General features: G+C 58.0%; 17 protein-coding genes and 1 pseudogene. 14 read left to right on the plus strand and 4 right to left on the minus strand.

Annotated elements, in window-relative coordinates; genetic code table 11:
* Window positions 1-62: 62 nt before the first annotated feature.
* The gene (locus AAEZ03_RS18180; protein WP_123748669.1) at window positions 63-602 is read right to left on the minus strand and encodes a DUF4946 domain-containing protein; all 540 of its coding nucleotides are present in this window, start codon (window positions 600-602) and stop codon (window positions 63-65) included.
* A gap of 227 nt (window positions 603-829) precedes the next feature.
* Here AAEZ03_RS18180 and AAEZ03_RS18185 point away from each other — a divergent pair, with 227 nt between their 5' ends.
* The 8 genes and pseudogenes from AAEZ03_RS18185 to AAEZ03_RS18220 all read left to right on the plus strand — a co-directional run bounded on the left by AAEZ03_RS18185 (window position 830) and on the right by AAEZ03_RS18220 (window position 10,594).
* The gene (locus AAEZ03_RS18185) at window positions 830-2,110 is read left to right on the plus strand and encodes a serine/threonine transporter (RefSeq protein WP_048368971.1); all 1,281 of its coding nucleotides are present in this window, start codon (window positions 830-832) and stop codon (window positions 2,108-2,110) included.
* A 149-nt stretch (window positions 2,111-2,259) separates the two neighbouring features.
* Window positions 2,260-2,784, plus strand: a complete 525-nt coding sequence (locus AAEZ03_RS18190) for a sigma-70 family RNA polymerase sigma factor (RefSeq protein WP_262126184.1) — start codon at window positions 2,260-2,262, stop codon at window positions 2,782-2,784.
* Window positions 2,785-2,801: 17 nt separating this feature from the next.
* Window positions 2,802-3,776: a FecR domain-containing protein gene (locus AAEZ03_RS18195; RefSeq protein WP_350580455.1), complete on the plus strand. Its 975-nt coding sequence runs from the start codon at window positions 2,802-2,804 to the stop codon at window positions 3,774-3,776.
* Window positions 3,777-3,905: 129 nt separating this feature from the next.
* A complete protein-coding gene (locus AAEZ03_RS18200; RefSeq protein WP_350580458.1) occupies window positions 3,906-6,368 on the plus strand; it encodes a TonB-dependent siderophore receptor in 2,463 nt (820 codons plus the stop codon).
* A gap of 69 nt (window positions 6,369-6,437) precedes the next feature.
* Window positions 6,438-7,214, plus strand: a complete 777-nt coding sequence (locus tag AAEZ03_RS18205; protein WP_350580460.1) for a class I SAM-dependent methyltransferase — start codon at window positions 6,438-6,440, stop codon at window positions 7,212-7,214.
* 202 nt (window positions 7,215-7,416) lie between these two features.
* On the plus strand, window positions 7,417-9,258 hold the full coding sequence (locus AAEZ03_RS18210; protein WP_350580463.1) for a type VI secretion system family protein: 1,842 nt from the start codon (window positions 7,417-7,419) through the stop codon (window positions 9,256-9,258).
* Window positions 9,251-9,907, plus strand: a pseudogene (locus AAEZ03_RS18215) (DUF2931 family protein). Before AAEZ03_RS18210 ends, AAEZ03_RS18215 begins: the two are co-directional and overlap by 8 nt.
* A gap of 30 nt (window positions 9,908-9,937) precedes the next feature.
* A complete protein-coding gene (locus tag AAEZ03_RS18220; protein WP_350580465.1) occupies window positions 9,938-10,594 on the plus strand; it encodes a DUF2931 family protein in 657 nt (218 codons plus the stop codon).
* A 74-nt stretch (window positions 10,595-10,668) separates the two neighbouring features.
* On the opposite strand, the gene tal is transcribed toward AAEZ03_RS18220, so the two are convergent.
* A complete protein-coding gene (tal, locus tag AAEZ03_RS18225) occupies window positions 10,669-11,592 on the minus strand; it encodes a transaldolase (RefSeq protein ID WP_153334774.1) in 924 nt (307 codons plus the stop codon).
* Between the two features lie 211 nt (window positions 11,593-11,803).
* Between tal and AAEZ03_RS18230 the strand changes: the two genes are divergently transcribed.
* The 6 genes from AAEZ03_RS18230 (at window position 11,804) to AAEZ03_RS18255 (ending at window position 22,466) form a co-directional block, all read left to right on the plus strand.
* On the plus strand, window positions 11,804-12,472 hold the full coding sequence (locus AAEZ03_RS18230) for a DUF3313 domain-containing protein (protein ID WP_273221093.1): 669 nt from the start codon (window positions 11,804-11,806) through the stop codon (window positions 12,470-12,472).
* A gap of 153 nt (window positions 12,473-12,625) precedes the next feature.
* Window positions 12,626-13,126, plus strand: coding sequence for a thiol peroxidase (tpx, locus tag AAEZ03_RS18235; RefSeq protein ID WP_153327417.1), 501 nt, complete (start codon window positions 12,626-12,628; stop codon window positions 13,124-13,126).
* A gap of 349 nt (window positions 13,127-13,475) precedes the next feature.
* Entirely contained in the window at window positions 13,476-14,777 is a 1,302-nt protein-coding gene (locus AAEZ03_RS18240) for an MdtA/MuxA family multidrug efflux RND transporter periplasmic adaptor subunit (protein ID WP_278938421.1), read from the plus strand.
* Window positions 14,774-17,875, plus strand: coding sequence for an MdtB/MuxB family multidrug efflux RND transporter permease subunit (locus AAEZ03_RS18245; RefSeq protein WP_350580470.1), 3,102 nt, complete (start codon window positions 14,774-14,776; stop codon window positions 17,873-17,875). The genes AAEZ03_RS18240 and AAEZ03_RS18245 overlap by 4 nt, the downstream gene beginning before the upstream one ends.
* Entirely contained in the window at window positions 17,872-20,979 is a 3,108-nt protein-coding gene (locus AAEZ03_RS18250) for an efflux RND transporter permease subunit (protein WP_350580473.1), read from the plus strand. Before AAEZ03_RS18245 ends, AAEZ03_RS18250 begins: the two co-directional genes overlap by 4 nt.
* Complete coding sequence (locus AAEZ03_RS18255; RefSeq protein WP_123748681.1) at window positions 20,976-22,466, plus strand: efflux transporter outer membrane subunit; 1,491 nt, start codon at window positions 20,976-20,978, stop codon at window positions 22,464-22,466. Before AAEZ03_RS18250 ends, AAEZ03_RS18255 begins: the two co-directional genes overlap by 4 nt.
* A 92-nt stretch (window positions 22,467-22,558) precedes the next feature.
* Here the strand turns inward: AAEZ03_RS18255 and AAEZ03_RS18260 are convergent, their stop codons facing one another.
* Both AAEZ03_RS18260 and AAEZ03_RS18265 read right to left on the minus strand, forming a co-directional pair.
* Window positions 22,559-23,638 (minus strand): GGDEF domain-containing protein, encoded by a 1,080-nt coding sequence (locus AAEZ03_RS18260; RefSeq protein ID WP_350580476.1) that lies wholly within the window; start codon window positions 23,636-23,638, stop codon window positions 22,559-22,561.
* A gap of 144 nt (window positions 23,639-23,782) precedes the next feature.
* Entirely contained in the window at window positions 23,783-24,499 is a 717-nt protein-coding gene (locus tag AAEZ03_RS18265; RefSeq protein ID WP_350580479.1) for an HPP family protein, read from the minus strand.
* Window positions 24,500-24,541: the final 42 nt, after the last annotated feature.

A 24,541-nucleotide genomic window follows, 5' to 3' on the forward strand; every position in this document is an offset into this window, starting at 1 on the left:
GAGCTTGCCTCGCGATCTTTTAAAGATCAAAAGATCGCGAGGCAAGCTCGCTCCTACAAGGTTTAGGGCTGATTCTGGCCCAATCGCAAGCTGGCGCGGATCCCCTGGACTTCAGGCTCGTTGGCTTTGTATCCGTCAGCCGGGCCCGCGTAGGAGAGGGCGTAAGCGTTTTGCCCCTGAGTCGCTGCGACCAGGGTCTGGGTGATCACGTGGTTGCCGTTTTGGGTGATTTTGCAGGTGGTCTCCAGCGCTTTCAGGCCGCCCAAGGTGCTGGCGTGGATTTTGTTACAGGCACTCTGATAACCCCCTTGCGCGAAGTTCTTCTGCAAGGTCTTGCGCATTTCCAGCAACACCGCGTCCATGTTCACCTGGTGCTCAGGCGCGAGGGTCGACTGGGTCAGTTCCATGACCATCTGCGGGTCACCATTGGCGTCGTTTTTCACCGCTCGCTGGCGTTGAACGGTAGTGTCGGCCTCGGCCGGCACGGCTTGCACGTCCCAGCCCCCCGGCCAGGTGATCATCAAACTGTCGGCGTTGGCCGCAGGCAGCGACAGGGCCAGCAGCAGTCCGGCAAATGCGGTGTAACGGTGACAAACAGTCATGGGCAACAGGCCTTGAGCGCAGGTTTCGAAAGGCTATAGTGTATCAATAGGTGTCAAAGTCTTGCTTTAGTGTGATCAATCATTTTCACCATTCCTCAGCTAAACCTTTGCTTCTTATGTCTAATCCCGGACAATCGCGGCCCTCTTATGGCTGGGGCGTGGTCAGTAAGGTGTGTTTTGTCCGCCCCGGCTGCGTGGTAACGACCGGCTAGCGGAGATTTGACCGGATGAATGACCAGGCTAACAGCGTCGATGAACGCTTTGACGACGCGACACCTGCGACCCTCAGTCGCTGGAACCGCCACGATACTACCTGGATGCTGGGCCTGTTTGGCACGGCCATTGGCGCAGGTACTTTGTTTTTGCCCATCAACGCAGGCATTGGTGGCTTCTGGCCGCTGTTGATCCTGGCGCTGCTGGCATTCCCCATGACGTTTTATGCGCACCGCGGCCTGACCCGTTTTGTACTGTCCGGTCGTGAAGGCTCAGATATCACTGACGTGGTGGAAGAACACTTCGGCCTGACAGCCGGAGCGTTGATCACGCTGCTGTACTTTCTGGCGATTTTCCCGATTCTGCTGATCTACAGCGTGGCGCTGACCAACACGGTCGGCAGCTTCATGCTCAATCAGTTGCACATCACGCCGCCGCCCCGGGTCATTTTGTCGTTAGTGCTGATCCTCGGCCTGCTGACGGTGGTGCGCTGCGGCGAACAAGTGATCGTCAAGGCCATGAGCATGATGGTTTACCCGTTCATTGCCGCGCTGCTGTTTCTGGCAGTGTTTTTGATCCCGCACTGGAACGGCGGCATTCTGGCCACGGCCAGCACCCTGCCGGAGCCATCGGCCTTGCTGCACACCCTGTGGCTGGCGATCCCGGTGATGGTTTTCTCGTTTAACCACTCACCGATCATTTCGGCTTTTGCCGTTGATCAAAAGCGCCGTTACGGCGCCAGCGCGGATGAGCGCAGCTCGCAGATCCTCTCGCGCGCGCACCTGCTGATGGTGGTGATGGTGCTGTTCTTCGTGTTCAGCTGCGTGCTCACGCTGTCCCCTGAACAACTGGCCGAAGCCAAGGCGCAGAACCTGTCGATCCTGTCTTACCTGGCTAACCACTTCAGCAACCCGACCATCGCCTTTGCCGCGCCGCTGATTGCGTTTGTGGCGATTGCCAAGTCCTTCCTGGGGCACTACATCGGTGCTAATGAAGGCCTCAAAGGGTTGATCCTGAAGACCGGCAAGCGTCCGGCCGGTAAAACCCTGGAACGCCTGACGGCGGCCTTCATGCTGTTGGTGTGCTGGGCGGTTGCGACCCTCAACCCCAGCATTTTGCGCATGATTGAAAGCTTCGGCGGCCCGGTAATTGCGGCCATCCTGTTCCTGATGCCGATGTACGCGATTCGTCGTGTGCCGAGCATGCGTCAGCACGCGGGCAAAATCTCCAACGTGTTTGTCACCGTGGTCGGCCTGGTGGCGATTTCGTCGCTGGTCTACTCGCTGATCCCTTGATCCAGGGCCTGTCGCTGCCGTTCTGCGCAGTGACAGGCCACTGATTGATCGTATCTTGTCGTGCAACGCTTGAGTCTGGGCTGCACTCTGAATACTATTGCGACAAATTCCTATTCGCATTTTATTTTCAGTGTGCATCGAGGGCTCTTGTGTCGTCATCACCGTCCAACTCATCGCTGCTGCACACCGACGTTCGCAATCTGTATAGCGATCATCACCACTGGCTGGTGAATTGGCTGCGACGGCGGCTGCGCAATGCCGAGAATGCGGACGATATGGCGCAGGACACTTTCCTTTATGTGCTCGGCAAACCGGAGCAGGTCGCGCAGTTGCGTGAACCGCGCGCCTGGCTGAGCAGCATTGCCAAAGGCTTGATGATTGACCGTTATCGTCGTCAGCAGGTGGAGCAGTCTTATTTGCAGGCGCTTGCACACGTGCCTGAACAGGACATGCCGTCACCCGAAGAACGCTTGATCCTGCTGGAAACCCTGACCCGTATCGATGCCTTGCTCGATGGCCTGAAACCCAACGTACGCACTGCCTTTTTACTGTCGCGGCTCGAAGGCTTGGGCTATCAGGCGATTGCCGAGCGGTTGGAGGTGAGCGTGAGTTCGGTCGAGAAGTACATGGCGACGGCGATTCGTCATTGTTTCCTGGCGCGCGCGGCCTTGTGAGCGGGGGCAACGGCGCCATGTCGGGTTCTGTCGAGTTTTCATCTGAGGTGCTGGATGCGGCTATCAATTGGCTGGTGAAAACCCAGTCCGGGGCTGTTGATCCGCAGATACACGCAGCCTGCCAGCAATGGCGCGCCGCGCATGTCAGCCATGAGGCGGCCTGGCAAGCCCTGCAAGTGACCGAGTCGACTTTTCGCCAGGCGTCAGCCTTGTCGGGGCGGGTAGCGCTGGACACCTTGAGTGGCAGCGGTCGGCTGCGCTCACGGCGTCAGGCGCTCAAGGTCCTTGGGCTAGGTGTGCTGGGCGCCGGGGCGGGAGGGCTTGTGTGGCAACAACAACCGTGGCGCACCTTTGGCGCTGACTATGCCACCGCCGTGGGCGAGCGCCGCGTGTTTAATCTGGCCGATGGCACACGCCTGCAACTCAATACCGACAGCGCTGCGGACGTTGTCTTCAACGAGCAACAGCGCTTGATTGTGTTGCGTGACGGCGAGGTTTTTATCCGTACCGGCAATGACCCTGACGCCTCGGCCGGGCGCCGACCGTTTTGGGTGCACACCCGTGAGGCGCGGTTACAGGCCATTGGCACCGCCTTTGACGTGCGCCAGGAGTCTGGCCGTACCCGGCTGATGGTTGAAGAGGGCATGGTGGCTATCCATTTGCCAGCGGCGCAGCCGGTGTTGGTGCCGGCGGGCAAGGAATATGTGATCGATGGGCAATCGGCCCGTTTGCAAACCTCCTCGGCCTTGCACGTCAGCAGTTGGACGAGCGGGGCGCTGGTGGCGAAAAACATGCGCCTGGAAGACTTGGCGGCCGAACTGTCGCGTTATCGCCAGGGCTGGTTGTTGTGTGATTCTGCGGTCAGTGATTTGCGCGTGTCCGGGGTATTTCAACTCGAGCATATCGACCAGGCATTGCAGGGCTTGAGCCAGACGCTGGCGGTGCGCATCGAGCGCAGAACGCGGTTCTGGACGCGGATTGTGGCGGTTTAGCCAAGATCAAAAGATCGCGAGGCAAGCTCGCGTCCAGGTCAATACGAATAATTATCAAATTTCTTTGCGGGTTTTTTCGCGTCCTTCGACAACTAGGCATAAGACCTTTTAATTGCAGGAGCAAAACCCATGTCCGCTGCCGTTCAACCTCTTTTCTTGCCCGCGCGTAGCCGCTTGGCCATTGCCCTGCAGGCGGTCTTGCTGGGCGGTGCTGTGCTGGCAGCCGTGCAACCGTTTTCGATGACGGTGGCCGCATCGGTCAGTGCGCAACGCAGTTTCGATGTGCCGGCCAGTACGCTGGAAGACGCGCTTAACCGCTTTGCCCAGCAGGCCAATATTTCGCTGCCTTACGACCCGGCACTGGTACAGAACAAACAGGCGCCAGCGCTCAAGGGCCGTTTTGAGGTGCCGCAAGCGTTGCAGCAATTGCTCAAAGGCAGCGGTCTGACCGCCACCGAAGGGGCCAACGGGGTGTGGACGCTGTACCCGCTGACCTCTGGCAGCGCAGACGGCAAGTTACAACTACAGGCCACCAGTGTGACCGGCGTGGCATTGGGCGGGACAACCGAAGGCAGCAATTCCTACACCACGGGCGAAACCAGTACGGCAACCAAATTGCCGCTTTCGCTGCGTGAAACACCGCAGTCAGTCACGGTCATTACCCGTCAGCAAATGACCGATCAAGGGCTGGGCAGCATTGCCCAAGTGATGGAGCAAACGCCGGGCATTACCGTGATGCACGATGACAGCGAACGTTACAACTTCTACTCCCGCGGCTTTACCCTGGATAACTTCCAGTACGACGGCGTACCGACCTCGGACTTCACTACCAATACCAACGGTCTGGGCATGCGCGACATGGCCATTTACGACCGGGTAGAGGTGGTGCGCGGTTCCACCGGTTTGATGAGCGGCGTGGGCAGCCCGTCGGGGGCGGTGAATCTGGTGCGCAAACGCCCGACCAAAGACTTCCAGGGCTATGTGTCGGGCAGCGGTGGCTCATGGGACCGCTATCGCAGTGAACTGGACCTGTCGGGCCCCTTGACTGAAAACGGCGCGGTGCGCGGGCGCGTGGTGGCCGCTCATGAAGACGGACGCTCCTTTATCGACCGGTATTCGTCCATCAAAGATGTGTTCTATGGCATCGCTGAGGCTGATCTGACCGACGATACGACGCTGTATGCCGGTATCGACTATCAAAAAATCGACTCCAATGGCTCAAGTTTTGGCCAGTTGCCGCTGTATTACAGCGATGGCAGCCGAACCCACTTTAAGCGCTCCATGAACCCGGCCGCCAAGTGGGCGTATGCCGACAGTAAAAGCACCAAGTACTTCGCCGGGGTAGAGCAGCGTTTCGATAACGATTGGCTGTTGAAAGTCGAAGCCAGCCACTGGAAGGGCAACACCGACCAGTTGCAGGGCAATATCGTGGGCTGGGGACCGTTCCCGGACAAAACCACGGGTGAAGCGCAGTTCATGAGCGGCACCAAAACCTTCGAGATCAACACCGATACGCTGGACGCCTATGCCACCGGACCCTTTGAGTTCTTGGGGCGCAGCCATGAATTGGTGCTGGGTGCCAATGTCAGTAATCGTCGCAACGACTACCTGGCCGAGAATGCTGACGACCTGACCATCAATTACCAAAATTGGAACAACGATGCGCCGCGTCCGGGCCCTGCTCAATTGAGTCAAGGCTTGAAACAGCGCTATAAGACGAAGGAATCGGCGCTCTATGGCGCCTTGCGCCTTAAGCCGACGGATGATTTGTCGGTCATCCTCGGTGCTCGCGTGGTCGACTACGACCGCAAAGGGACGATGACCTACAACGCTGCGCAAACGATCCCTACGCTCGATGATTCGAAAAAGACCGGCAAGCCGATCCCCTACGCGGGGATCGTCTACGATCTGAGCGCCAATCACTCGGTTTATGCCAGCTACACCGAGATTTTTACCCCGCAAAGCTATTTCGATCGCAACGATAAAGTGCTCGCACCGATGACCGGCAAAAGCTACGAGGCGGGCTTGAAGTCGGAGTATTTCGACGGTGCACTGAACACCAGTTTTGCCGTGTTCCTGATCAAGCAAGACAACTATGCCGAATACGATGGTGTGCGCGATAACGGCGAAGATGCCTACAAGGCCATCGACGGCACTAAAACCAAGGGCTTTGAGGCCGAGATTTCCGGTGAAGTGGCGCGCGGCTGGCAATTGCTGGCGGGTTACACCTACGCCCAACCACGGGACAAGGACGGCAAACGCATCAACAGCAACCACCCCGAGCAGTTGTTCAAACTGGCCACCAGTTACCAACTGGACGGTGACCTCAAGGACCTGACCGTGGGCGGTAATCTGTCCTGGCAAGGTTCGACTTACAGTGAGCTGGACTCATCGATCAAAGCCGACGCCAAAGAAGGCAGTTTCGCGGTGGTGGGGTTGATGGCGCGTTATGACATCAGCCAAAACCTCAGCGCCACGGTCAACCTCAACAACGTCTTTGACCGCGAATACCTCAGCGGTTATGGCCTGTATTCGACCTACTACTATGGTGATCCGCGCAACCTGATGCTGGGGATGAAGTACAGCTTCTGAGAAGGGGTTCATGTCGCCGCGGGGACGATTGGGCTATGGTTGGGCAACCATTCCAAGCGGAGCCAGACGATGAGCGACTCAACCCTTCATCATGCTGCGGCTGAGGGCTATGCCCAGGGCGCTGACACTTATGTTCGCGGGCGCCCAGATTACCCGCCCCAGGTCAGCGCCTGGCTGACTGACACCCTGGGCCTGCGGCCTGGCCAGACGGTACTCGAAGTGGGTGCCGGAACTGGCAAATTCACCCCGCGCCTGTTGCAGACCGGCGCACGGGTGATCGTGCTTGAGCCGGTCCAGGCCATGCTCGCCAAACTGTCAAAGGCCCATCCTGAGGTCGAAGCGCATCAAGGCACCGTACAAGCCATTCCACTGGCTGATGCCAGTGTCGACGTGGTGGTGTGCGCACAAGCCTTTCACTGGTTTGCCAACCATGAAGCCCTGGCCGAGATTCATCGCGTGCTTAAACCGGGCGGGCGCCTGGGGCTGATCTGGAATCTGCGTGATGCCAGCGTACCGTGGGTGGCGAAACTCGATGCGCTGGTCAATCAATGGGAAGGCGATGCGCCACGCTTCTACACCGGCGTCTGGCGTCAGGCATTTCCGTTTGACGGCCTTGGGCCGCTGCAAGAGCAACGGTTCATTCAGCCTCATAACGGGCCGGTCGAAGACGTGATTTTCAATCGCGTGCGTTCCACCAGCTTTATCTCGGCACTGGCGCCTGATGAGCGGGAAAAGGTGGAGCAGCAACTGCGTGATTTTGTCGCGTCATACGAAGAGTTGAAACCTGGCAGGGAAGTCAGTGTGCCGTACATCACTTATGCGTTTGTGACGCAGAAACTGGCGTGATCCCCTCTCAATTTTCGGAAAGCTACGCGTACTACAAACCAAACGGATCCTTCTGACAGGGTAGTTCCGCACCCCCTCGGCATACTGGCTGAGCGCCGCTAACTGGCAATTTGACAGTTAGCGGGCACTTAACCTTCCTCCACCAGGATGCTGACATGACCCTATTACACAACAACGCTCACGCCTTGCCCGGTGCCTGCGTATGAAGCGCATGAACATCACCGTCGGGTCCAGGACCACGGTGGGCGGCGTGGTGGTGACGGGCTGGGAGCTGATGACAATCAACGATCAGATTCTGGCTCGCGAAGGTGACAGTATCGAGTGCCCGGTGTGTGGCAGCACAGGCGTTATCGTGCTGTGCGGTCCGCGCCATGATGAATCACTGGGAGGGCGGCAAGCCGCGCTGGAAGGCGACTTGTGCCAGTGCCTGTGCCGCCCTGCGCCGCGACTGATCCCTGATCAATACATCAGAGGCCAAGTGCTGGGAGATGCCAGAGGGCCTCAGCAGAGTTACATGGAGTATTTGGCTCAGTGGCCCGAATCGCCGGCACCTAAAAAAACAGCCCCCGCCAGTGCTGAACCCGAGCTGGAAGAAGAGGACGAAGAAGAGGAACTGGAGTCCGGCATCACCTTGCATGTGGGCTTGTTCTTCGATGGCACGGGGAATAACCAGGGCAACAGCGAAGCGGCGAAAGGTTGCCTGGCCATTAGCTTGGGTATAGGTGAACAGGAAGGCGCGGATATACGTCAGCATTGCGCGAGCTTTGGCTTTGACGGTAAAGGAAACTCGCCGGATAACAGCTATAGCAACGATGTCACCAATGTGGCGCGGCTTTATGGGCTATATCCGGATCAGGCATATACGCAGTTGCCGCAGGAAGCGGAAGAGGCTTTTTTAAAGGTCTACCTCGAGGGGATCGGTACAGTCACCGGTCAGGCTGACTCGCGCTATAGCCAGGCCAGCGGTCGAGGCAACTCAGGGGTTGTGGCGCGAGTTGAGCAAGCACCTGCCTTGATTTTGGAGCAGATTCGAACACTGCAAGACAATAATCCCGGCCTGACCATTTGGCGAATAGTCATTGATTTGTTTGGATTTAGCCGTGGTGCTGCTGCCGCACGGCATTGCGCCAATGACCTGCTAAAGGGGCCGAAAAGCCTTATCGCCCAATCGATCCCTCCGGGAACGAAGGGCTTGTCTGATGGCTTTAGATGGCGCCACCGAACAGATTTCAACCTCAACTTTATCGGCCTGTTTGATACGGTGCCTGGGGTGGTTGCACCTTTAAGCGGCGACTTTAGCCCGCACAACGCCAGTAACCCGGGCCTTGACCTGTACCTTGCGCCCGGCATTGCACGCCATGTGGTGCAATTTGTGGCGCGCCACGAATATCGTCATAACTTCTCACTGGTTCGTACCGACAATGACGTCGAGCTGCCCGGTGTCCACTCCGATATTGGTGGCGGTTATTTGCCTTTGGCCACTGAAAAAGTGCTGCTGAGTAAACCCCAGAGCAGTCAGGTGCCTGTCGACATGCCAGAAACCTCCACGGTCGCTTATGACCGAGCCCGGCAGTTGATGGGGGTAATGCTGCCGGACCTGGAGCCCTATCTGCAGCGCTGGAGTATCGACACATGGGCGGTGGTTCTGCCTTATAACAAACGCCGTGACATGTTTGCCGAGAAACGCGTGTATGCCGCCCTACGCAGTGAGCGGCAGGTGCATGGTCAGTTGTCACTGATTTACTTGCGGGCCATGCGCGAGCTGGGCATACGAAACGGGATTCCTTTCAAGGACGTTCCCGAGACCCCTGCATTTGCCTTACCGGCAGACCTGTATTCCATTGCCATCAAACTGCAAGCGTATGCCGTCGGCGACAGCTTTCCCGGACTGACCCTTGAAGAGGTGGCCTTACTACAGCGCAAATACGTCCACTTATCGGGCAATTGGAATGCCGTCTGGGGCAAACACAACAGCGACATTGAGGTGCTCTTCATCAATAGGCCGGCTGCGGGCGGTAAACGGGCGGTGCATCCCAATGAATAAATTCAAGCTGCTAGTGATGTGCGGTGTATTTGGGTTGATGGTGGGCTGTGCCAAGGGTAGCAATGGGTTGCCCTATGATGCATGGCGCTTAGGGCTGGGAGCCCCTGATTATATGGAAGTGTGGATCGAAACCGCAGATGCGGTGGATGTGCGAGACCGTGTCTTCAAGCGAGCTATGAGCGGAGTAGCCGCTATCAATACACCTAAAAGCCTCAAGGGCAACACGCGCGGCTGGCCCAGCTATCCCGGTTGGGGCGCAGGCAAGTATGTTTATGGCGCTGCGGTACCACGCTTGATCTATGTGCGCTGGCAATCATTGGTGGAGCCACAAACCTACGAGGTTTATATCGTGATCCCTGAGGCCATTCAGCAGGCCATGATCAGGCCTGAAAAGGCTTTTTGCGCGTTCGATGCCAAATGGATCACCGGTTACCGTAAAGGCGTGACCGTAGGGCTGGCCCCCGGCGGTATTGCCAAAGTGTGGATTTCAGGCCCTTGCGTCAGCCCAATCGAAGTGGCCAGGGTCTAGGGAGAAGTCGTTAAAGAAGGGCCTTCTGGCGGCCAGACTAATGGCAAATATGCCTTGCCGTTAGAGCCAGAAACAAAAGCCTACATCGAAAAATACGGGGTGCCTTATGGCTCTTGGTAAAGGGCCGCCGCACACGTGCGGAGCATCCCAATGACTACATTCAAGCTGCTATGGGTGTGCGGTGTACTTGGGTTGATGGTGGGCTGTGCCAAGGGCAACAACGGGTTGCCCTATGAGGGGTGGCGTCTTGGGCTGTTTGCTCCCAACTACATGCAAGTATGGATCGAAACCGCAGACGCTGTAGATGTGCGAGACCGTGTATTCAAGCGAGCCATGAGCGGAGGTGCCTCTATCCAGACCCCTAAAAACCTCAAGGGCAACCCACGCGGGTGGCCCAGCTACCCCGGTTGGGGCGCCGGCAAGTATGTTTACGGGGCTGCGGTACCGCGTTTGATCTATGTGCGCTGGCAATCACTGGTGGAGCCGCAAACCTACGAGGCTTATATCGTGATCCCTGAGGCCATTCAGCAGGCCATGGTCAAACCGGAGAAAGCCTTTTGTGAGTTCGATACCAAATGGATCACCGGTTACCGTAAAGGCGTGACCGTAGGGTTGGCCCCCGGCGGTATTGCCAAAGTGTGGATTACTGGCCCTTGCGTCAGCCCAATCGAAGTGGCCAGGGTTCAGGGCGAAGTCGTTAAAGAAGGACCTGATGGCGGTCGATCTGGTGGCAATTATGCCTTGCCCTTAAAACCAGAAACAAAAGCCTACATCGAAAAATACGGGGTGCCTTATGGCTCTTGGTAAAGGCCAGCGCGCCTCGCGATCTGTGTTATGGCCAATAGATCGCGAGACGCGCCAACAGAAGGGGGGGGCAGCTGTTATTTACCTGACAGCAGGGCTTCAAGTTTTTCCTGGTCGCGGGCGAATTGACGGATGCCTTCGGCCAGTTTTTCAGTGGCCATGGCGTCTTCGTTCGAGGCCCAGCGAAATTGCGCTTCGTTGAGGGTCAAACGCGGCTCGCCGGTCGCGCCGGGGCTGAGTTTGCGCGCCAGTGCGCCGTCGTCCTGCGCCAGTTTTTCCAGCAGGTCCGGGCTGATGGTCAGGCGGTCGCAGCCTGCCAGTTGCTCGATCTGGTTGGTGTTGCGAAAGCTCGCGCCCATGACCACGGTCTTGTAATCATTGGCCTTGTAGTAGTTGTAGATGCGGGTTACCGACTGCACGCCCGGATCATCTGAGCCGGTGTAATCAATACCGGTGGATTTCTTGTACCAGTCGTAGATGCGGCCCACGAACGGCGAAATCAAAAACACCCCGGCATCGGCACAGGCGGCGGCCTGGGCAAACGAGAACAGCAGGGTCAGGTTGGTCTGGATACCGGCTTTTTCCAGCTTCTCGGCAGCACGGATGCCTTCCCAGGTCGACGCCAGCTTGATCAGCACGCGGTCGCGGCTTACGCCGGCCTTGTCATACAGCTCGATTAATTGATTGGCTTTTTGCAGCAGGGCTGGCTCGTCAAACGACAGGCGCGCATCGACTTCAGTGGAGATACGGCCCGGAATGACCTTCAAGATACCGCTACCCACCGACACCGCGAAAAGATCGCAGGCCAGGCCAACATCACCTTTGGCGTGGGTAATAGCGTTTTTCAGCAGGTCGGCATAACCCGGCAGGGCTGCGGCCTTGAGCAGCAGGGAAGGGTTGGTGGTGGCATCAACGGGTTTGAGGCGGGTAATCGCGTCGAGGTCGCCGGTGTCTGCGACCACGGTGGTGAACTGCTTGAGTTGTTCCAGCTTGGAAGTCATGAGCGTCTCTGTCTCAAAGGTATTAATGGCTGTACAGATGGAGTACGTCGTCGAGCAAAAGTTCTTTAAACGGTAAGTGGCAGAATGCCGCCGAACAAGGTCGTTGTGCAACCGATCAGGAGATTTAATCGCGAGAAAAGCAATCTGTGGAGGATTGGCTATACCTACAACTCCATGTTCAAACGGTTGCGTCTCATACAGGAGTTTCACCATGAAACCTGGGTTGATGATCGGTACGTTATGCTTGGCTACGCTGGTACTGGCCGGATGCGCCAGCAAGGTTCAGCAACCGGATGAATACTCCGGCTTTTTAAAAGATTACAGCCGACTTAAAGAAGCCCGGTCGCCTTCGGGGGCTGAGGTCATGCGCTGGGTTGATCCCACGATCAAGGTCGACCAATACACCAGCGTGTATATAGAACCGAGCCAACTCTATCCGGCGCCAAAACCTACCGAGAAAATTCCGCAGAGCACGTTGAACGCGATTACGGCCTACTACGATCAGGCGCTCAAACGTGAGATCAGTAAAGTGCTGCCGCTGGCCAGCGCGCCAGGGCCAGGGGTGATTGTGGTGCGCCCGGCGATTACTGCCGTCAGCAGCCAAACTGAAAGCCTGGCACCTTATGAGTACATCCCTGTCGCTCTGGTGGCGGCAGCGGTGACGACGGCCTCGGGGATCCGTGATCAGGAAACCCGGTTGTCTACCGAGGCCGTTTTTATCGACGGGAACGATCAGCATGTTGTTGCTCAAGTGGTGCGCAAAGGCACGGGCAAACCGCTGAGCAACGCCAGCCAGGTGATGAAGGCAGATGACGTGAAAGCAGTGATCGATGGCTGGGCGTCGGACATGCGCCAGTCATTTCAGAAGGTCAAGGATTAGAAGAGCCCCGGCACGCGGCGTGATCCCTTTGGCAATGTCGGGATCCTCTTTTTGTCACACCCGGCATGACAATTTGTGTTCCGGGCATAGGTCGTGTGCGCGTTTCGTGTTTAACTTCCGGCTCTTCAAAAACAGTTAAAAAGGACATCGTTCATGGCTCAAGTGACGCTTAAAGGCAACCCTGTTCAAGTCGACGGCGTGCTGCCTGCAGTAGGTTCCAAAGCGCCAGCGTTTTCGCTGGTTGCCGGTAATTTGTCCGATGTAACGCTGGCCGATTTTGCCGGTAAGCGTAAAGTGCTGAACATCTTCCCAAGCGTTGACACCCCGACCTGCGCAACGTCGGTACGTACGTTCAACAAACAAGCCAACGACGTTGCCAACACCGTGGTGCTGTGCATTTCGGCTGACCTGCCATTCGCCCAAGCGCGTTTCTGCGGTGCCGAAGGTCTGGAAAACGTACAAAACCTCTCGACTCTGCGCGGTGCCGAGTTCATCAAGAACTACGGTGTGGCAATCGCTGATGGCCCGCTCAAAGGCCTGACTGCTCGCGCAGTGGTTGTACTGGACGAAAACGACACCGTGCTGCACAGCGAACTGGTTAAAGAAATCGCTGAAGAGCCTAACTACGAAGCAGCTCTGGCTGTTTTGAAGTAAGTCGTACAGCACCACCGAAAACGGCCTGGCATTGAATGCCAGGCCGTTTTTTATTGCCCGTAAATATCAAATAATCAAACCGGCCTACGTAATGTCACACAGGTTCTAGACACTCTGTGCGGCACAATTGAGGCAAGGGCTGCCCTAAGTCTGGATTATTTGAGGTTGAGTGTTGGTGTTGGAAACTAAACAGATCAAAGTCCGGGCAAGCCCTTGTCGTGAATGTAAAGCAGGTCTTTGACGCGCTATAACGTAAATAGCCGGTAAAGAGCCTTTTCATAACTGTCTGCACTGCTTATCTTTCAGGCTCCTGAAATTAAGCGCTCGCGCCCAACTGGTTGATCACTCAATGCAATCCTCTGTTTCTCGCACTTCTCGTCGCTGGCTGATTGGCCTGCTGGTTTTGTTGATCGTTGTTGGCGTGAGCTGGTGGCTATGGCCGTCTGCTGCAAAAAAAGGCCAGAACGCGCAACCCGCCGGGCATACCAGCCGCACGGGGGCGATGCGTCCGGGCTTTGGTGGTTCAACGTTACCGGTGCCTGTTCTGGTCGCAGAAGTGACACGGGGGGATTTCCCGATCTACTACAAAGCGTTGGGCACGGTCACTGCACTGAACACGATCAATGTGCGCAGCCGCGTGGCAGGCGAACTGGTCAAGGTCTACTTCAAAGAAGGGCAGATGGTTAAGGCTGGTGAATTGCTGGCAGAAATCGACCCGCGCAGCTATCAGAACGCGCTGCTGCAAGCCGAGGGCACGTTGTTGCAGAACCAGGCTCAGCTTAAAAATGCCCAGGTAGATGTGCAGCGTTATCGCGGTCTCTACGCCGAGGACAGCATCGCCAAGCAAACGCTGGACACGGCCGAAGCTTTGGTTAGCCAATATCAGGGCACGGTCAAGACCAATCAGGCGGCCGTCAATGATGCCAAGCTCAACCTCGAGTTCACCAAGATTCGTGCACCGATCAGCGGCCGCGTGGGCTTGCGCCAGCTGGACGTCGGCAACCTGGTTGCAGCCAACGACACCACTGCGTTGGTGGTGATTACCCAGACCGAGCCGATTGTGGTCAGCTTCACCTTGCCGGAAAACAACCTGGCACTGGTGCTGGAGCGCTATCGCAGCGGTGCAAAGCTGCCGGTACAAGCCTGGGATCGCGGTGATCAGAAAGAGTTGGCCAGCGGCGTGTTGAGCAGTATCGATAACCAGATTGATGTCACCACCGGCACCTTGAAGTTCAAGGCGCTGTTCGAGAACCGCGATCAGGCGCTGTTCCCCAACCAGTTCGTCAACGTGCGCCTGCTGGCTGACACCCTTAAAGGTGTGATTCTGGCCCCGACAGCAGCGCTTCAATACGGCACCAATGGCTCTTTTGTCTATGCAATGGACGGCGATAAAAAGGTCAAGATCCGCACCCTCAAACTGGGTGCGACCGATGGCGACCTGACCGTTGTCAAAGAGGGCCTGGAGCCGGGTGATCGTGTCGTGCTCGAAGGCACCGATCGCTTGCGCGAAGGTAGCCTGGTCGAAGTGGTCAGCAACAGCAGCGAAGTACCGACATCGGCTGCAGGGCAACTGCAAGGTGGGCCGGATGCGGACGCCGACCCAAGTGCTGCCAAAGCCCAGAGTGTGGGCAAGGGCAAGGCTGGCGAATGAATCTGTCGCGGCTGTTTATCCTGCGCCCGGTTGCAACCACGCTGTGCATGATTGCCATCGTCTTGTCCGGGATCATCGCGTATCGCCTGCTGCCGGTGTCGGCCTTGCCTCAGGTCGATTACCCGACCATCCGCGTGATGACGCTTTACCCGGGCGCCAGCCCGGATGTCATGACCAGTGCGGTGACGGCGCCCCTTGAGCGCCAGTTCGGGCAAATGCCCGGCCTCACGCAGATGGCCTCGACCAGTTCCGGTGGCGCCTCGGTATTGACCCTGCGCTTTAACCTGGACATGAACATGGATGTCGCCGAGCAGCAGGTGCAGGCTGCGATCAATGCCGCGACCAACCTGCTGCCCAAGGACTTGCCGGCACCGCCGGTGTACAACAAGGTCAACCCGGCCGACACCCCGGTGCTTACTTTGGCGATTACCTCTAAAACCATGCTGTTGCCCAAGCTCAACAACTTGGTCGATACCCGCATGGCGCAAAAAATTGCCCAGATCAATGGTGTGGGCATGGTCAGCATTGCCGGCGGTCAGCGCCAGGCCGTGCGGATCAAGGTCAACCCCGAAGCGCTTGCCGCCAATGGTTTGAACCTGGCTGATGTGCGCACCCTGATCGGCGCCTCCAACGTCAACCAGCCCAAGGGTAACTTTGACGGCCCGACGCGGGTGTCGATGCTGGACGCCAACGACCAGTTGAAAACCCCGCAGGAATACGCCGAACTGATTTTGGCCTACAACAATGGCGCGCCGCTGCGACTCAAAGACGTGGCAGAAATCGTCGACGGGGCCGAGAACGAACGCCTGGCCGCCTGGGCCAATGAAAATCAGGCGGTATTGCTCAATATCCAGCGTCAACCCGGTGCCAACGTGATTGAAGTGGTGGACCGGATCAAGGCGCTGTTGCCAAGCATCACCAACAACCTGCCAGCCGGTATCGATGTCACCGTGCTGACCGATCGCACGCAAACCATCCGCGCCTCGGTACGCGATGTGCAGCATGAATTGCTGATTGCTATTGCGCTGGTGGTGATGGTGACCTTCCTGTTTCTGCGTCGCGCCAGCGCCACGATCATTCCGTCGATTGCGGTGCCGTTGTCGCTGATCGGGACCTTTGGCGTGATGTACCTGGCCGGGTTTTCGGTCAACAACCTGACACTGATGGCCCTGACCATTGCCACCGGCTTTGTGGTCGATGACGCCATCGTCATGCTGGAAAATATTTCACGCTACATCGAGGAAGGCGAAACCCCGATGCAGGCGGCTCTCAAGGGCGCCAAGCAAATTGGCTTTACCCTGATCTCGCTGACCCTGTCGCTGATTGCCGTGCTGATCCCGCTGTTGTTCATGGCGGATGTGGTCGGGCGGTTGTTCCGTGAATTTGCCATCACCCTGGCGGTGGCGATTCTGATCTCGCTGGTGGTGTCGCTCACCCTGACCCCGATGATGTGCGCACGCTTGCTCAAGGCTGAGCCCAAGCCAGAAGAGCAGGGCCGTTTCTACCGGGCCAGCGGTGCCTTTATTGACTGGATGATCGCCGAGTACGGGCGCATGTTGCAGTGGGTGCTCAAGCATCAGCCACTGACATTGCTGGTGGCCATCGGCACCCTCGCGCTCACGGTGTTTCTGTACATGGTGGTGCCCAAGGGGTTCTTCCCGGTGCAAGACACGGGCGTGATTCAAGGGATTTCCGAGGCGCCGCAGTCAATTTCGTTCAGCGCCATGAGCCAGCGTCAGCAAGAGCTGGGCAAGATCATCCTGCAAGACCCGGATGTTGAAAGCCTGTCGTCTTACATCGGTGTGGACGGCGATAACGCCACCCTCAACAGCGGGCGCATGCTGATCAATCTCAAGTCCCACAGTGAGCGCAGCGACAGTGCTTCAGCAGTGATTGCGCGTCTGCAACCGCAGGTGGACAAGCTGATCGGGATTCGCCTGTATATGCAGCCGGTGCAGGACTTGACCATCGAAGACCGCGTCAGCCGCACTCAGTACCAATTCAGCTTGTCATCGCCGGATGCGGAGTTGCTCAGTACCTGGAGCCAAAAACTGGTGTCGGCCTTGAGCAACCAGCCAGAACTGACCGATGTCGCCAGCGATTTGCAAGACAAAGGCTTGCAGGTGTTTCTGGTCATCGACCGCGATGCCGCGTCGCGCCTCGGGGTGTCGGTTGCGAATATTACGGACGCACTGTACGACGCCTTCGGCCAGCGGCAGATTTCGACCATTTACACCCAGGCCAGCCAGTACCGCGTGGTATTGCAGGCCAAAGATGGCGAGAAAATCGGCCCGCAGTCGCTGGAGCAGATCCACGTCAAAACCACGGATGGCGGTCAGGTTCGGCTGTCCAGCCTGGCCAGGGTTGAAGAGCGTCAGTCGCAACTGTCCATTTCCCACATCGGGCAGTTCCCGTCGGTGATGGTCTCGTTCAACCTGGCGCCCGGCGTAGCGCTGGGGCAGGCGGTCGAACTGATTGATCAGGTGCAAAAAGATATCGGCATGCCGGTCGGCGTGCAAACCGAGTTCCAGGGCGCTGCACAAGCGTTCCAGGCGTCGTTGTCGAGCACCTTGCTGCTGATCCTGGCGGCGGTGGTGACCATGTACATCGTGCTGGGTGTGCTCTATGAGAGCTACATCCACCCGATCACCATCCTCTCGACCTTGCCTTCGGCGGCCGTCGGCGCCTTGTTGGCGCTGATTCTCAGCGGCAATGACCTGGGCATGATCGCGATCATCGGCATCATCTTGCTGATCGGCATCGTGAAGAAGAACGCGATCATGATGATCGACTTCGCCCTTGATGCTGAGCGCAACCAGGGCATGGCCCCCCATGACGCGATTTACCAGGCGGCGTTGCTGCGCTTCAGGCCGATCTTGATGACCACTCTGGCCGCCTTGTTTGGTGCCGTGCCGCTGATGCTGGCGACCGGTTCCGGCGCGGAGTTGCGTCAACCGCTGGGTCTGGTGATGGTCGGCGGTCTGCTGGTGAGCCAGGTGTTGACCTTGTTTACCACCCCGGTGATCTATCTGTACTTTGATCGACTGGGCCGCCGCTGGCGCGGTAACACGGTAATCGCTGAGCAGGCGTCGTTATGAACCTGTCCGGCCCGTTCATCAAGCGCCCGGTAGCGACCATGCTGTTGAGTCTGGCAATCATGTTGCTGGGCGGTGTGAGCTTTGGTTTGCTGCCGGTGTCGCCGCTGCCGCAAATGGATTTTCCGGTGATTGTGGTGTCTGCCAGTTTGCCGGGCGCCAGCCCCGAGGTGATGGCATCTACCGTGGCCACGCCGCTGGAGCGATCCTTTGGCGCGATTGCCGGGGTCAACACCATGAGCAGCCGCTCGAGCCAAGGCTCGACGCGGGTTATTTTGCAGTTCGATCAGGACCGCGACATCAATGGCGCGGCCCGTGAGGTGCAGGCGGCGATCAACGCCTCGCGTAACCTGTTGCCCAGCGGTATGCGCAGCATGCCGACCTACAAAAAAGTTAACCCGTCGCAAGCACCGATCATGGTGCTGTCGCTAACGTCCGATGTGTTGGCCAAGGGCGAACTTTACGATCTGGCCTCGACCATTCTGTCGCAAAGCCTGTCGCAAGTGCCGGGGGTGGGCGAGGTGCAAATCGGCGGCAGTTCCTTGCCTGCCGTGCGTATCGAGCTGGAGCCGCAACTGCTGAACCAGTACGGCGTGGCGCTGGATGACGTGCGCAATACCATTGCCAACGCCAACGTTCGCCGGCCCAAAGGCGCCGTGTCGAATGATGAGCATAACTGGCAAATACAGGCCAATGACCAACTGGAAAAAGCCAAGGATTACGAGCCGCTGATCATCCGTTACCAGGACGGTGCGGCTTTGCGTCTGAGCCATGTGGCCAAGGTCCAGGACGGCGTTGAAGACCGCTACAACAGTGGTTTTTTCAACAATGATGCTGCGGTGTTGCTGGTGATCAACCGTCAGGCCGGGGCCAACATCATTGAAACCGTCAACGCGATCAAAGCCCAGCTCCCTGCCTTGCAGGCGGTCCTGCCGGCCAGCGTCAAACTGAACCTGGCCATGGACCGCTCCCCGGTCATCAAGGCCACGCTGCATGAAGCCGAGATGACCTTGCTGATTGCTGTGGCGCTGGTGATTCTGGTGGTGTTCCTGTTTCTCGGTAATTTCCGTGCTTCGCTGATCCCGACCCTGGCGGTGCCGGTGTCGCTGGTGGGCACCTTCGCCATCATGTACCTGTTCGGCTTTTCGCTGAACAACCTGTCGCTGATGGCCCTGATTCTGGCCACCGGGCTGGTGGTGGACGACGCCATCGTCGTGCTTGAGAACATCTCACGGCATATTGATGCCGGGATCTCGCCCATGAAGGCTGCATATCTGGGGGCCAAGGAAGTCGGCTTTACCTTGCTCTCAATGAACGTTTCGCTGGTGGCGGTGTTTTTGTCGATCCTGTTTATGGGCGGGATCATTGAAAGCTTGTTCAGGGAGTTTTCGATCACCCTGGCGGCGGCGATTGTGGTGTCGCTGGTGGTATCGCTGACCTTGACCCCGATGCTCTGCGCGCGCTGGCTCAAACCCCATGTGCCGGGCACTGAAAACGCCATGCAGCGCTGGAGCATCCGGCTTAACGATCGCATGGTGCTGGGCTATGCCCGCAGCCTGGATTGGGTCTTGCGGCACAAGCGCCTGACCCTGCTCAGCCTGTTGCTGACCATCGGCGTAAACGTTGCGCTGTACGTGGTGGTGCCCAAAACCTTTATGCCGCAGCAAGACACCGGGCAACTGATTGGCTTTGTGCGCGGCGATGATGGCCTGTCGTTCAGCGTGATGCAGCCCAAGATGGATATCTTCCGCCAGGCAGTGTTGGCAGATCCGGCAGTAGACAGCGTGGCGGGCTTTATTGGCGGCAACAGCGGCACCAATAACGCGGTGATGATCGTGCGTCTCAAGCCGATCACTGAGCGCAAAATTTCGGCGCAAAAAGTTATCGAGCGTTTACGCGACAACATGCCCAAAGTGCCGGGCGGACGCCTGATGCTGATGGCCGACCAGGACCTGCAATTTGGCGGTGGCCGCGAGCAAACCAGTTCCCAGTATTCCTACATCCTGCAAAGCGGCGACTTGGGTGAGTTACGCACCTGGTACCCCAAAGTGGTGGCTGCACTCAAGTCCCTGCCCGAACTCACTGCCATTGATGCCCGTGAAGGGCGGGGTGCGCAGCAAGTCACCTTGGTGGTAGATCGCGATCAGGCCAAACGCCTCGGGGTCAATATGGACATGGTCACTGCGGTGCTGAACAACGCTTACAGCCAGCGGCAGATTTCGACCATCTACGACAGCCTGAACCAGTATCAAGTGGTGATGGAGGTCAACCCCAAATACGCCCAGGATCCGCAAACCCTGGACCAGGTGCAGGTCATTACGGCCGATGGTGCACGGATTCCGTTGTCGGCCATTGCTCACTACGAGAACAGTTTGCAAGACGACCGGGTTGAACATGAAGGCCAGTTTGCCTCTGAAACCATCTCCTTTGACATGGCCCCCGGCGTTTCACTGGAGCAGGGCACCGCAGCAATTGAACGCGAGATCGCCAAATTGGGCTTGCCCGAAGAGGTGATCGTGAAAATGGCCGGTACAGGCGATGCCTTTGCCGCCACGCAAAAGAGCCAGCCGTTCATGATTTTGGGCGCGCTGGTGGCGGTGTACCTGGTGCTGGGCATTCTTTACGAGAGCTACATTCACCCGCTGACCATCCTCTCGACCTTGCCGTCGGCGGGGGTCGGGGCGCTGTTGAGTATTTACCTCACCGGCGGTGAATTCAGCCTGATTTCGTTGCTCGGGATCTTCCTGCTGATCGGCGTGGTGAAGAAAAACGCCATCTTGATGATCGACCTGGCCCTGCAACTGGAACGGCATTCGGGGATGGGCCCGCAAGAGTCCATCCGCAGCGCCTGCCTGCAACGTTTGCGGCCGATCCTGATGACCACCTTGGCGGCCATCCTTGGCGCCTTGCCGTTGATGCTCAGCCATGCCGAAGGCGCCGAGATGCGCCAGCCCTTGGGCCTGACCATCATCGGCGGGCTGGTCTTCAGCCAGATCCTGACCCTTTACACCACCCCGGTGGTTTACCTCTATCTCGACCGTGCGCGCCATCGTTTCAACCAATGGCGTGGTGTGCGTACTGATGCTGCTCTGGAAACTCCGCTATGACCTCTCGTTTGCTTAACCTTGCTCCGGCTTTGTCGCCACAACGTTGGGCGCTCGCCCGTGGCTCGCGTCTGTTGGGCCTGGTGCTGACCGGCGTGCTGCTCAGCGCCTGTGCGGTGGGGCCGGATTACCAGCGCCCTGAACTGGCCGTGCCGCAGCAGTTCAACGCGGTTGATGGCTGGACCCAGGCCAACCCGAGCGATGCCCTGGAGCGGGGCGCCTGGTGGGAGTTGTACGCTGACCCGCAGCTCAACGCGCTGGTGGCCAAGCTCAACAGCAACAACCAGAGTGTTGCCCAGGCCGAGGCGCAATTTCGCCAAGCCCAGGCGCTGGTGCGCAATGCCCGTGGAGCCTTCTTGCCGAGTGCTGATTTAAGTGTGGGTAAAACCCGCTCCAGCCAGGGTACCGGCAGTTCCAACTCCAGCCTGACCAGTTCCAGCAGCGGTATTCGCGACACCTTGAACGCACAGGTCGGCGTCAGTTGGGAGGCTGATGTCTGGGGCAAATTGCGGCGCGGCCTTGAGGCCAATGAAGCCAGCGCCGAAGCCAGCTATGCCGACCTGGCAGCCATGCGCTTGAGCCAACAGTCGGAGCTGGTGCAGAACTACCTGCAACTGCGGGTGATTGATCAGCAGAAGCGTTTGTTGGAAGCGACCGTCGAGGCGTATGAGCGGTCGCTGAAAATGAGCGAAAACCAGTACCGCGCCGGGATCTCCGGCAAAGATGCGGTGGCGCAAGCGCAGACCCAATTGCGCAATACCCAGGCCAGCCTGATCGACCTGATCTGGCAACGTGCCCAGTTTGAAAACGCCATTGCGGTGCTCACCGGTCAACCGCCGACGGGCTTCAAGCTGGCAGAAATCAACGACATCCCAAAGCTGCCAGCGATCCCGGTCAGCGTGCCTTCGCAACTGCTGGAGCGGCGCCCGGACATTGCCTCGGCAGAGCGCTCGATCATTGCCGCCAACGCCAACATAGGCGTGGCCAAAGCGGCGTATTACCCGGACTTCAGCCTGAGCCTGTCAGGCGGCTACAGCAGCAGCCAGTATCAGGACTGGATCAGCGTGCCAAACCGGTTCTGGTCGGTGGGGCCAAAAATTTCATTGCCATTGTTTGATGGTGGCCAGCGTTCGGCCGAAGTGGACCGTAATGAAGCCGTGTATGACCAGACCGTGGCCAAATACCGCCAGACCGTGCTCGATGGTTTCCGTGAAGTGGAAAACTACAGGATCCAGTTGAAAGTGCTGGGTGACGAAACCGTGGTGCAAGAGCAGGCGCTGGAATCGGCCCGCGAATCACTGCGCCTGACCACCAACCAGTACAAAGCGGGTTTGATTGCGTATCTGGATGTCGTCAACGTTCAAACCACAGCCTTGAGCACCGAGCGCAGCGTCTTGAACCTGCTGCAAAGCCGCTTGATCGCCAGCGTGCAATTGATCGCCGCACTGGGCGGTGGCTGGGACGGGAAAATGGAAGTGAGCGAGCGCTAAGGCCTGCTCAGGCTACGTCCGGCGTAGTCGCTGACGAGGCACGAAGGCTGCGAAAAATTAAAGGATCGCGAGATTTAGTGCGTTCTGTAGCCTCAATCAGCATGAAACGTAAACCGGTCCTTGCCACTATTTTTGGACGCGTACAGCGCTTTGTCCGCTTTAGCCAGGGCCTGGTTGAGGGTGTCGTGGTCGTCAACCCGGGTCAGGCCGATGCTGATGGTCACCGGGTATTGATGCGGGTCTTCGCGCACCTGACGGCACAATGCATCCATCAGCACTTCAACGTCATCCCGACGCACACCTGAAACGTACACGGCAAACTCTTCCCCGCCCAGGCGCGCATATTCATAGCCCTGCACCACGGCTTTGATATTCGCCGCCGTGCGTTTGAGCACTTCGTCGCCAATATCATGGCCGTACAGGTCGTTCACTTTCTTGAAGTTGTCGATGTCGATCATCGCAAGGTAGTGATCGTGCTCACGGGGCCGGATGCCCAATTCGCTGCCAGCCCGCGCCATAAAGGATCGGCGGTTGGGGATCTCGGTCAGGGTGTCAATGTAGGCCTGCTCAATCAGCAGTTTGGACAGGGTGTAGTTGAGCAGTTTCACACGGCGTAATTTGAAAAAACTGTACGTCGTCAGGCAGGCCAGGAAAGAGTAATAGCAGAGGAGCATGCTGCCCCGCAGGTCCATGATCGATATTTCAGTCAGCACAAATGGGTTAAGTACTACGACGGTTATGGCCAGGGTGCTGATGAATGCCCAGCGGCTCAAGGGCAGGATCGAGGCGCAATACAGCATGCTTGAGGTCGCCAGTGTCAGCCACACGGCTTGTTCGGTCACTGGCAGCCCCTCAACCAGCAAGCGTATGCCGATGCTGATCACCAGCACAAAGACCACGTTCAGCAGGTTGAATTGTTGAGCCGTGCGCAGAAAGCCGATAAGAAGAGTGAGGCCCACCATGCTGGCGATGAACAGCATGGACAGCCCGGTAAACCCCTGACCGCCCTTGGTGCTGACAATCAGGTCAAACATCAGCCAGATAATCGTGCTGGCGATATAGGTCAGGCTGCAAAACGTGCGCAGCTTCTCAAAGTCATGCTGGGCAAACTCAGCTTGCAAGGCGGGTGGGGCGGCTTGCCTGGAGACTTCGTTCTCGATGGTTCTGAGCATTGCGAGCCTTGATCACGTGGAGTGTGGGATCCGAGTGATCAACTGTGTGTGAATACAGCCCGCCCGGACGACGCTTCAGTAACCCTAGCAGGAGTCTGCAGGTTTTCGAAAGGCGCCGTATCAGGCAAAAGGCTCGCTTATGCGCTAGGCACTTTCGGCAAACACCTCGCGCACACTGCGTCGGCGCGCATTGTGTTCGCTGGCGCGGACCAGGGCTTCGAGGTCTTCGGGTGTTACGTCGATAAAGGCGTCCATTTGCTCCATGGCTTTTTGCAGGTCTTCAGCCGTAATGCCGGCTTCTCCGGGGATGTGCGGAGCCACAATAGCCGGTGCCGGCTCAGCATTTTTTTTCGGGTAACGCACGCGTGTGAGGTTGTTATAGACCAATGCGGCCAACAGCATGCACACAGCACTAAGCATGACAGGTGCCAGCATCCCCCAGCCCAGGCGGGCGCTGTCCGGGTCTGCGAGGACGACCAGCAAGGCCAGCGCCCCTGCCGGTGGGTGCAGGCAGCGCAGCAGGCACATGATGAGCATCGCCAGGCCTACGGCCAGGCAGGCGCTGTCCAGGTTGCGGCCGAAAAAATGCACCATGCCCAATGACACTACCGTTGCACACAGGTAGCCGCCGACAATCGACCAGGGTTGAGCCAGCGCCCCGGATGACACGGCAAACAGCAAAATGGCCGAGGCTCCTAAAGGGCCAATCAGGTGCATGGCCACGGGCAGGCCAAAGAACAGGCTACAAATCCATACGCTCAGCAGTGTGCCCAGTGAGACGCCTATCGCTGCGCGGCTCCACTCGGTGGGACGGGTATTCGTGGCCGCAGGTAACAGGCGGCTGATCCAGCTGTTTTGCATGGTGGGGGAATCCGGAATCTGGTAACGAAGGGATAAAAAAAG

The organism is Pseudomonas sp. HY2-MNA-CIBAN-0224 (genome assembly GCF_040310285.1).
Lineage (GTDB): Bacteria > Pseudomonadota > Gammaproteobacteria > Pseudomonadales > Pseudomonadaceae > Aquipseudomonas > Aquipseudomonas helleri.

Bases quoted from the DNA above. Each gene is read 5' to 3' on its own strand.
- AAEZ03_RS18220 (WP_350580465.1), top strand. From the start codon at position 9,938: ATGACTACATTCAAGCTGCTATGGGTGTGCGGTGTACTTGGGTTGATG.
- AAEZ03_RS18240 (WP_278938421.1), top strand. From the start codon at position 13,476: ATGCAATCCTCTGTTTCTCGCACTTCTCGTCGCTGGCTGATTGGCCTG.
- AAEZ03_RS18200 (WP_350580458.1), top strand. From the start codon at position 3,906: ATGTCCGCTGCCGTTCAACCTCTTTTCTTGCCCGCGCGTAGCCGCTTG.
- AAEZ03_RS18245 (WP_350580470.1), top strand. From the start codon at position 14,774: ATGAATCTGTCGCGGCTGTTTATCCTGCGCCCGGTTGCAACCACGCTG.
- AAEZ03_RS18250 (WP_350580473.1), top strand. From the start codon at position 17,872: ATGAACCTGTCCGGCCCGTTCATCAAGCGCCCGGTAGCGACCATGCTG.
- AAEZ03_RS18230 (WP_273221093.1), top strand. From the start codon at position 11,804: ATGAAACCTGGGTTGATGATCGGTACGTTATGCTTGGCTACGCTGGTA.
- AAEZ03_RS18180 (WP_123748669.1), bottom strand. From the start codon at position 602: ATGACTGTTTGTCACCGTTACACCGCATTTGCCGGACTGCTGCTGGCC.
- AAEZ03_RS18205 (WP_350580460.1), top strand. From the start codon at position 6,438: ATGAGCGACTCAACCCTTCATCATGCTGCGGCTGAGGGCTATGCCCAG.
- AAEZ03_RS18255 (WP_123748681.1), top strand. From the start codon at position 20,976: ATGACCTCTCGTTTGCTTAACCTTGCTCCGGCTTTGTCGCCACAACGT.
- AAEZ03_RS18260 (WP_350580476.1), bottom strand. From the start codon at position 23,638: ATGCTCAGAACCATCGAGAACGAAGTCTCCAGGCAAGCCGCCCCACCC.
- AAEZ03_RS18195 (WP_350580455.1), top strand. From the start codon at position 2,802: ATGTCGGGTTCTGTCGAGTTTTCATCTGAGGTGCTGGATGCGGCTATC.
- tal (WP_153334774.1), bottom strand. From the start codon at position 11,592: ATGACTTCCAAGCTGGAACAACTCAAGCAGTTCACCACCGTGGTCGCA.
- AAEZ03_RS18185 (WP_048368971.1), top strand. From the start codon at position 830: ATGAATGACCAGGCTAACAGCGTCGATGAACGCTTTGACGACGCGACA.
- AAEZ03_RS18210 (WP_350580463.1), top strand. From the start codon at position 7,417: ATGAAGCGCATGAACATCACCGTCGGGTCCAGGACCACGGTGGGCGGC.
- tpx (WP_153327417.1), top strand. From the start codon at position 12,626: ATGGCTCAAGTGACGCTTAAAGGCAACCCTGTTCAAGTCGACGGCGTG.
- AAEZ03_RS18265 (WP_350580479.1), bottom strand. From the start codon at position 24,499: ATGCAAAACAGCTGGATCAGCCGCCTGTTACCTGCGGCCACGAATACC.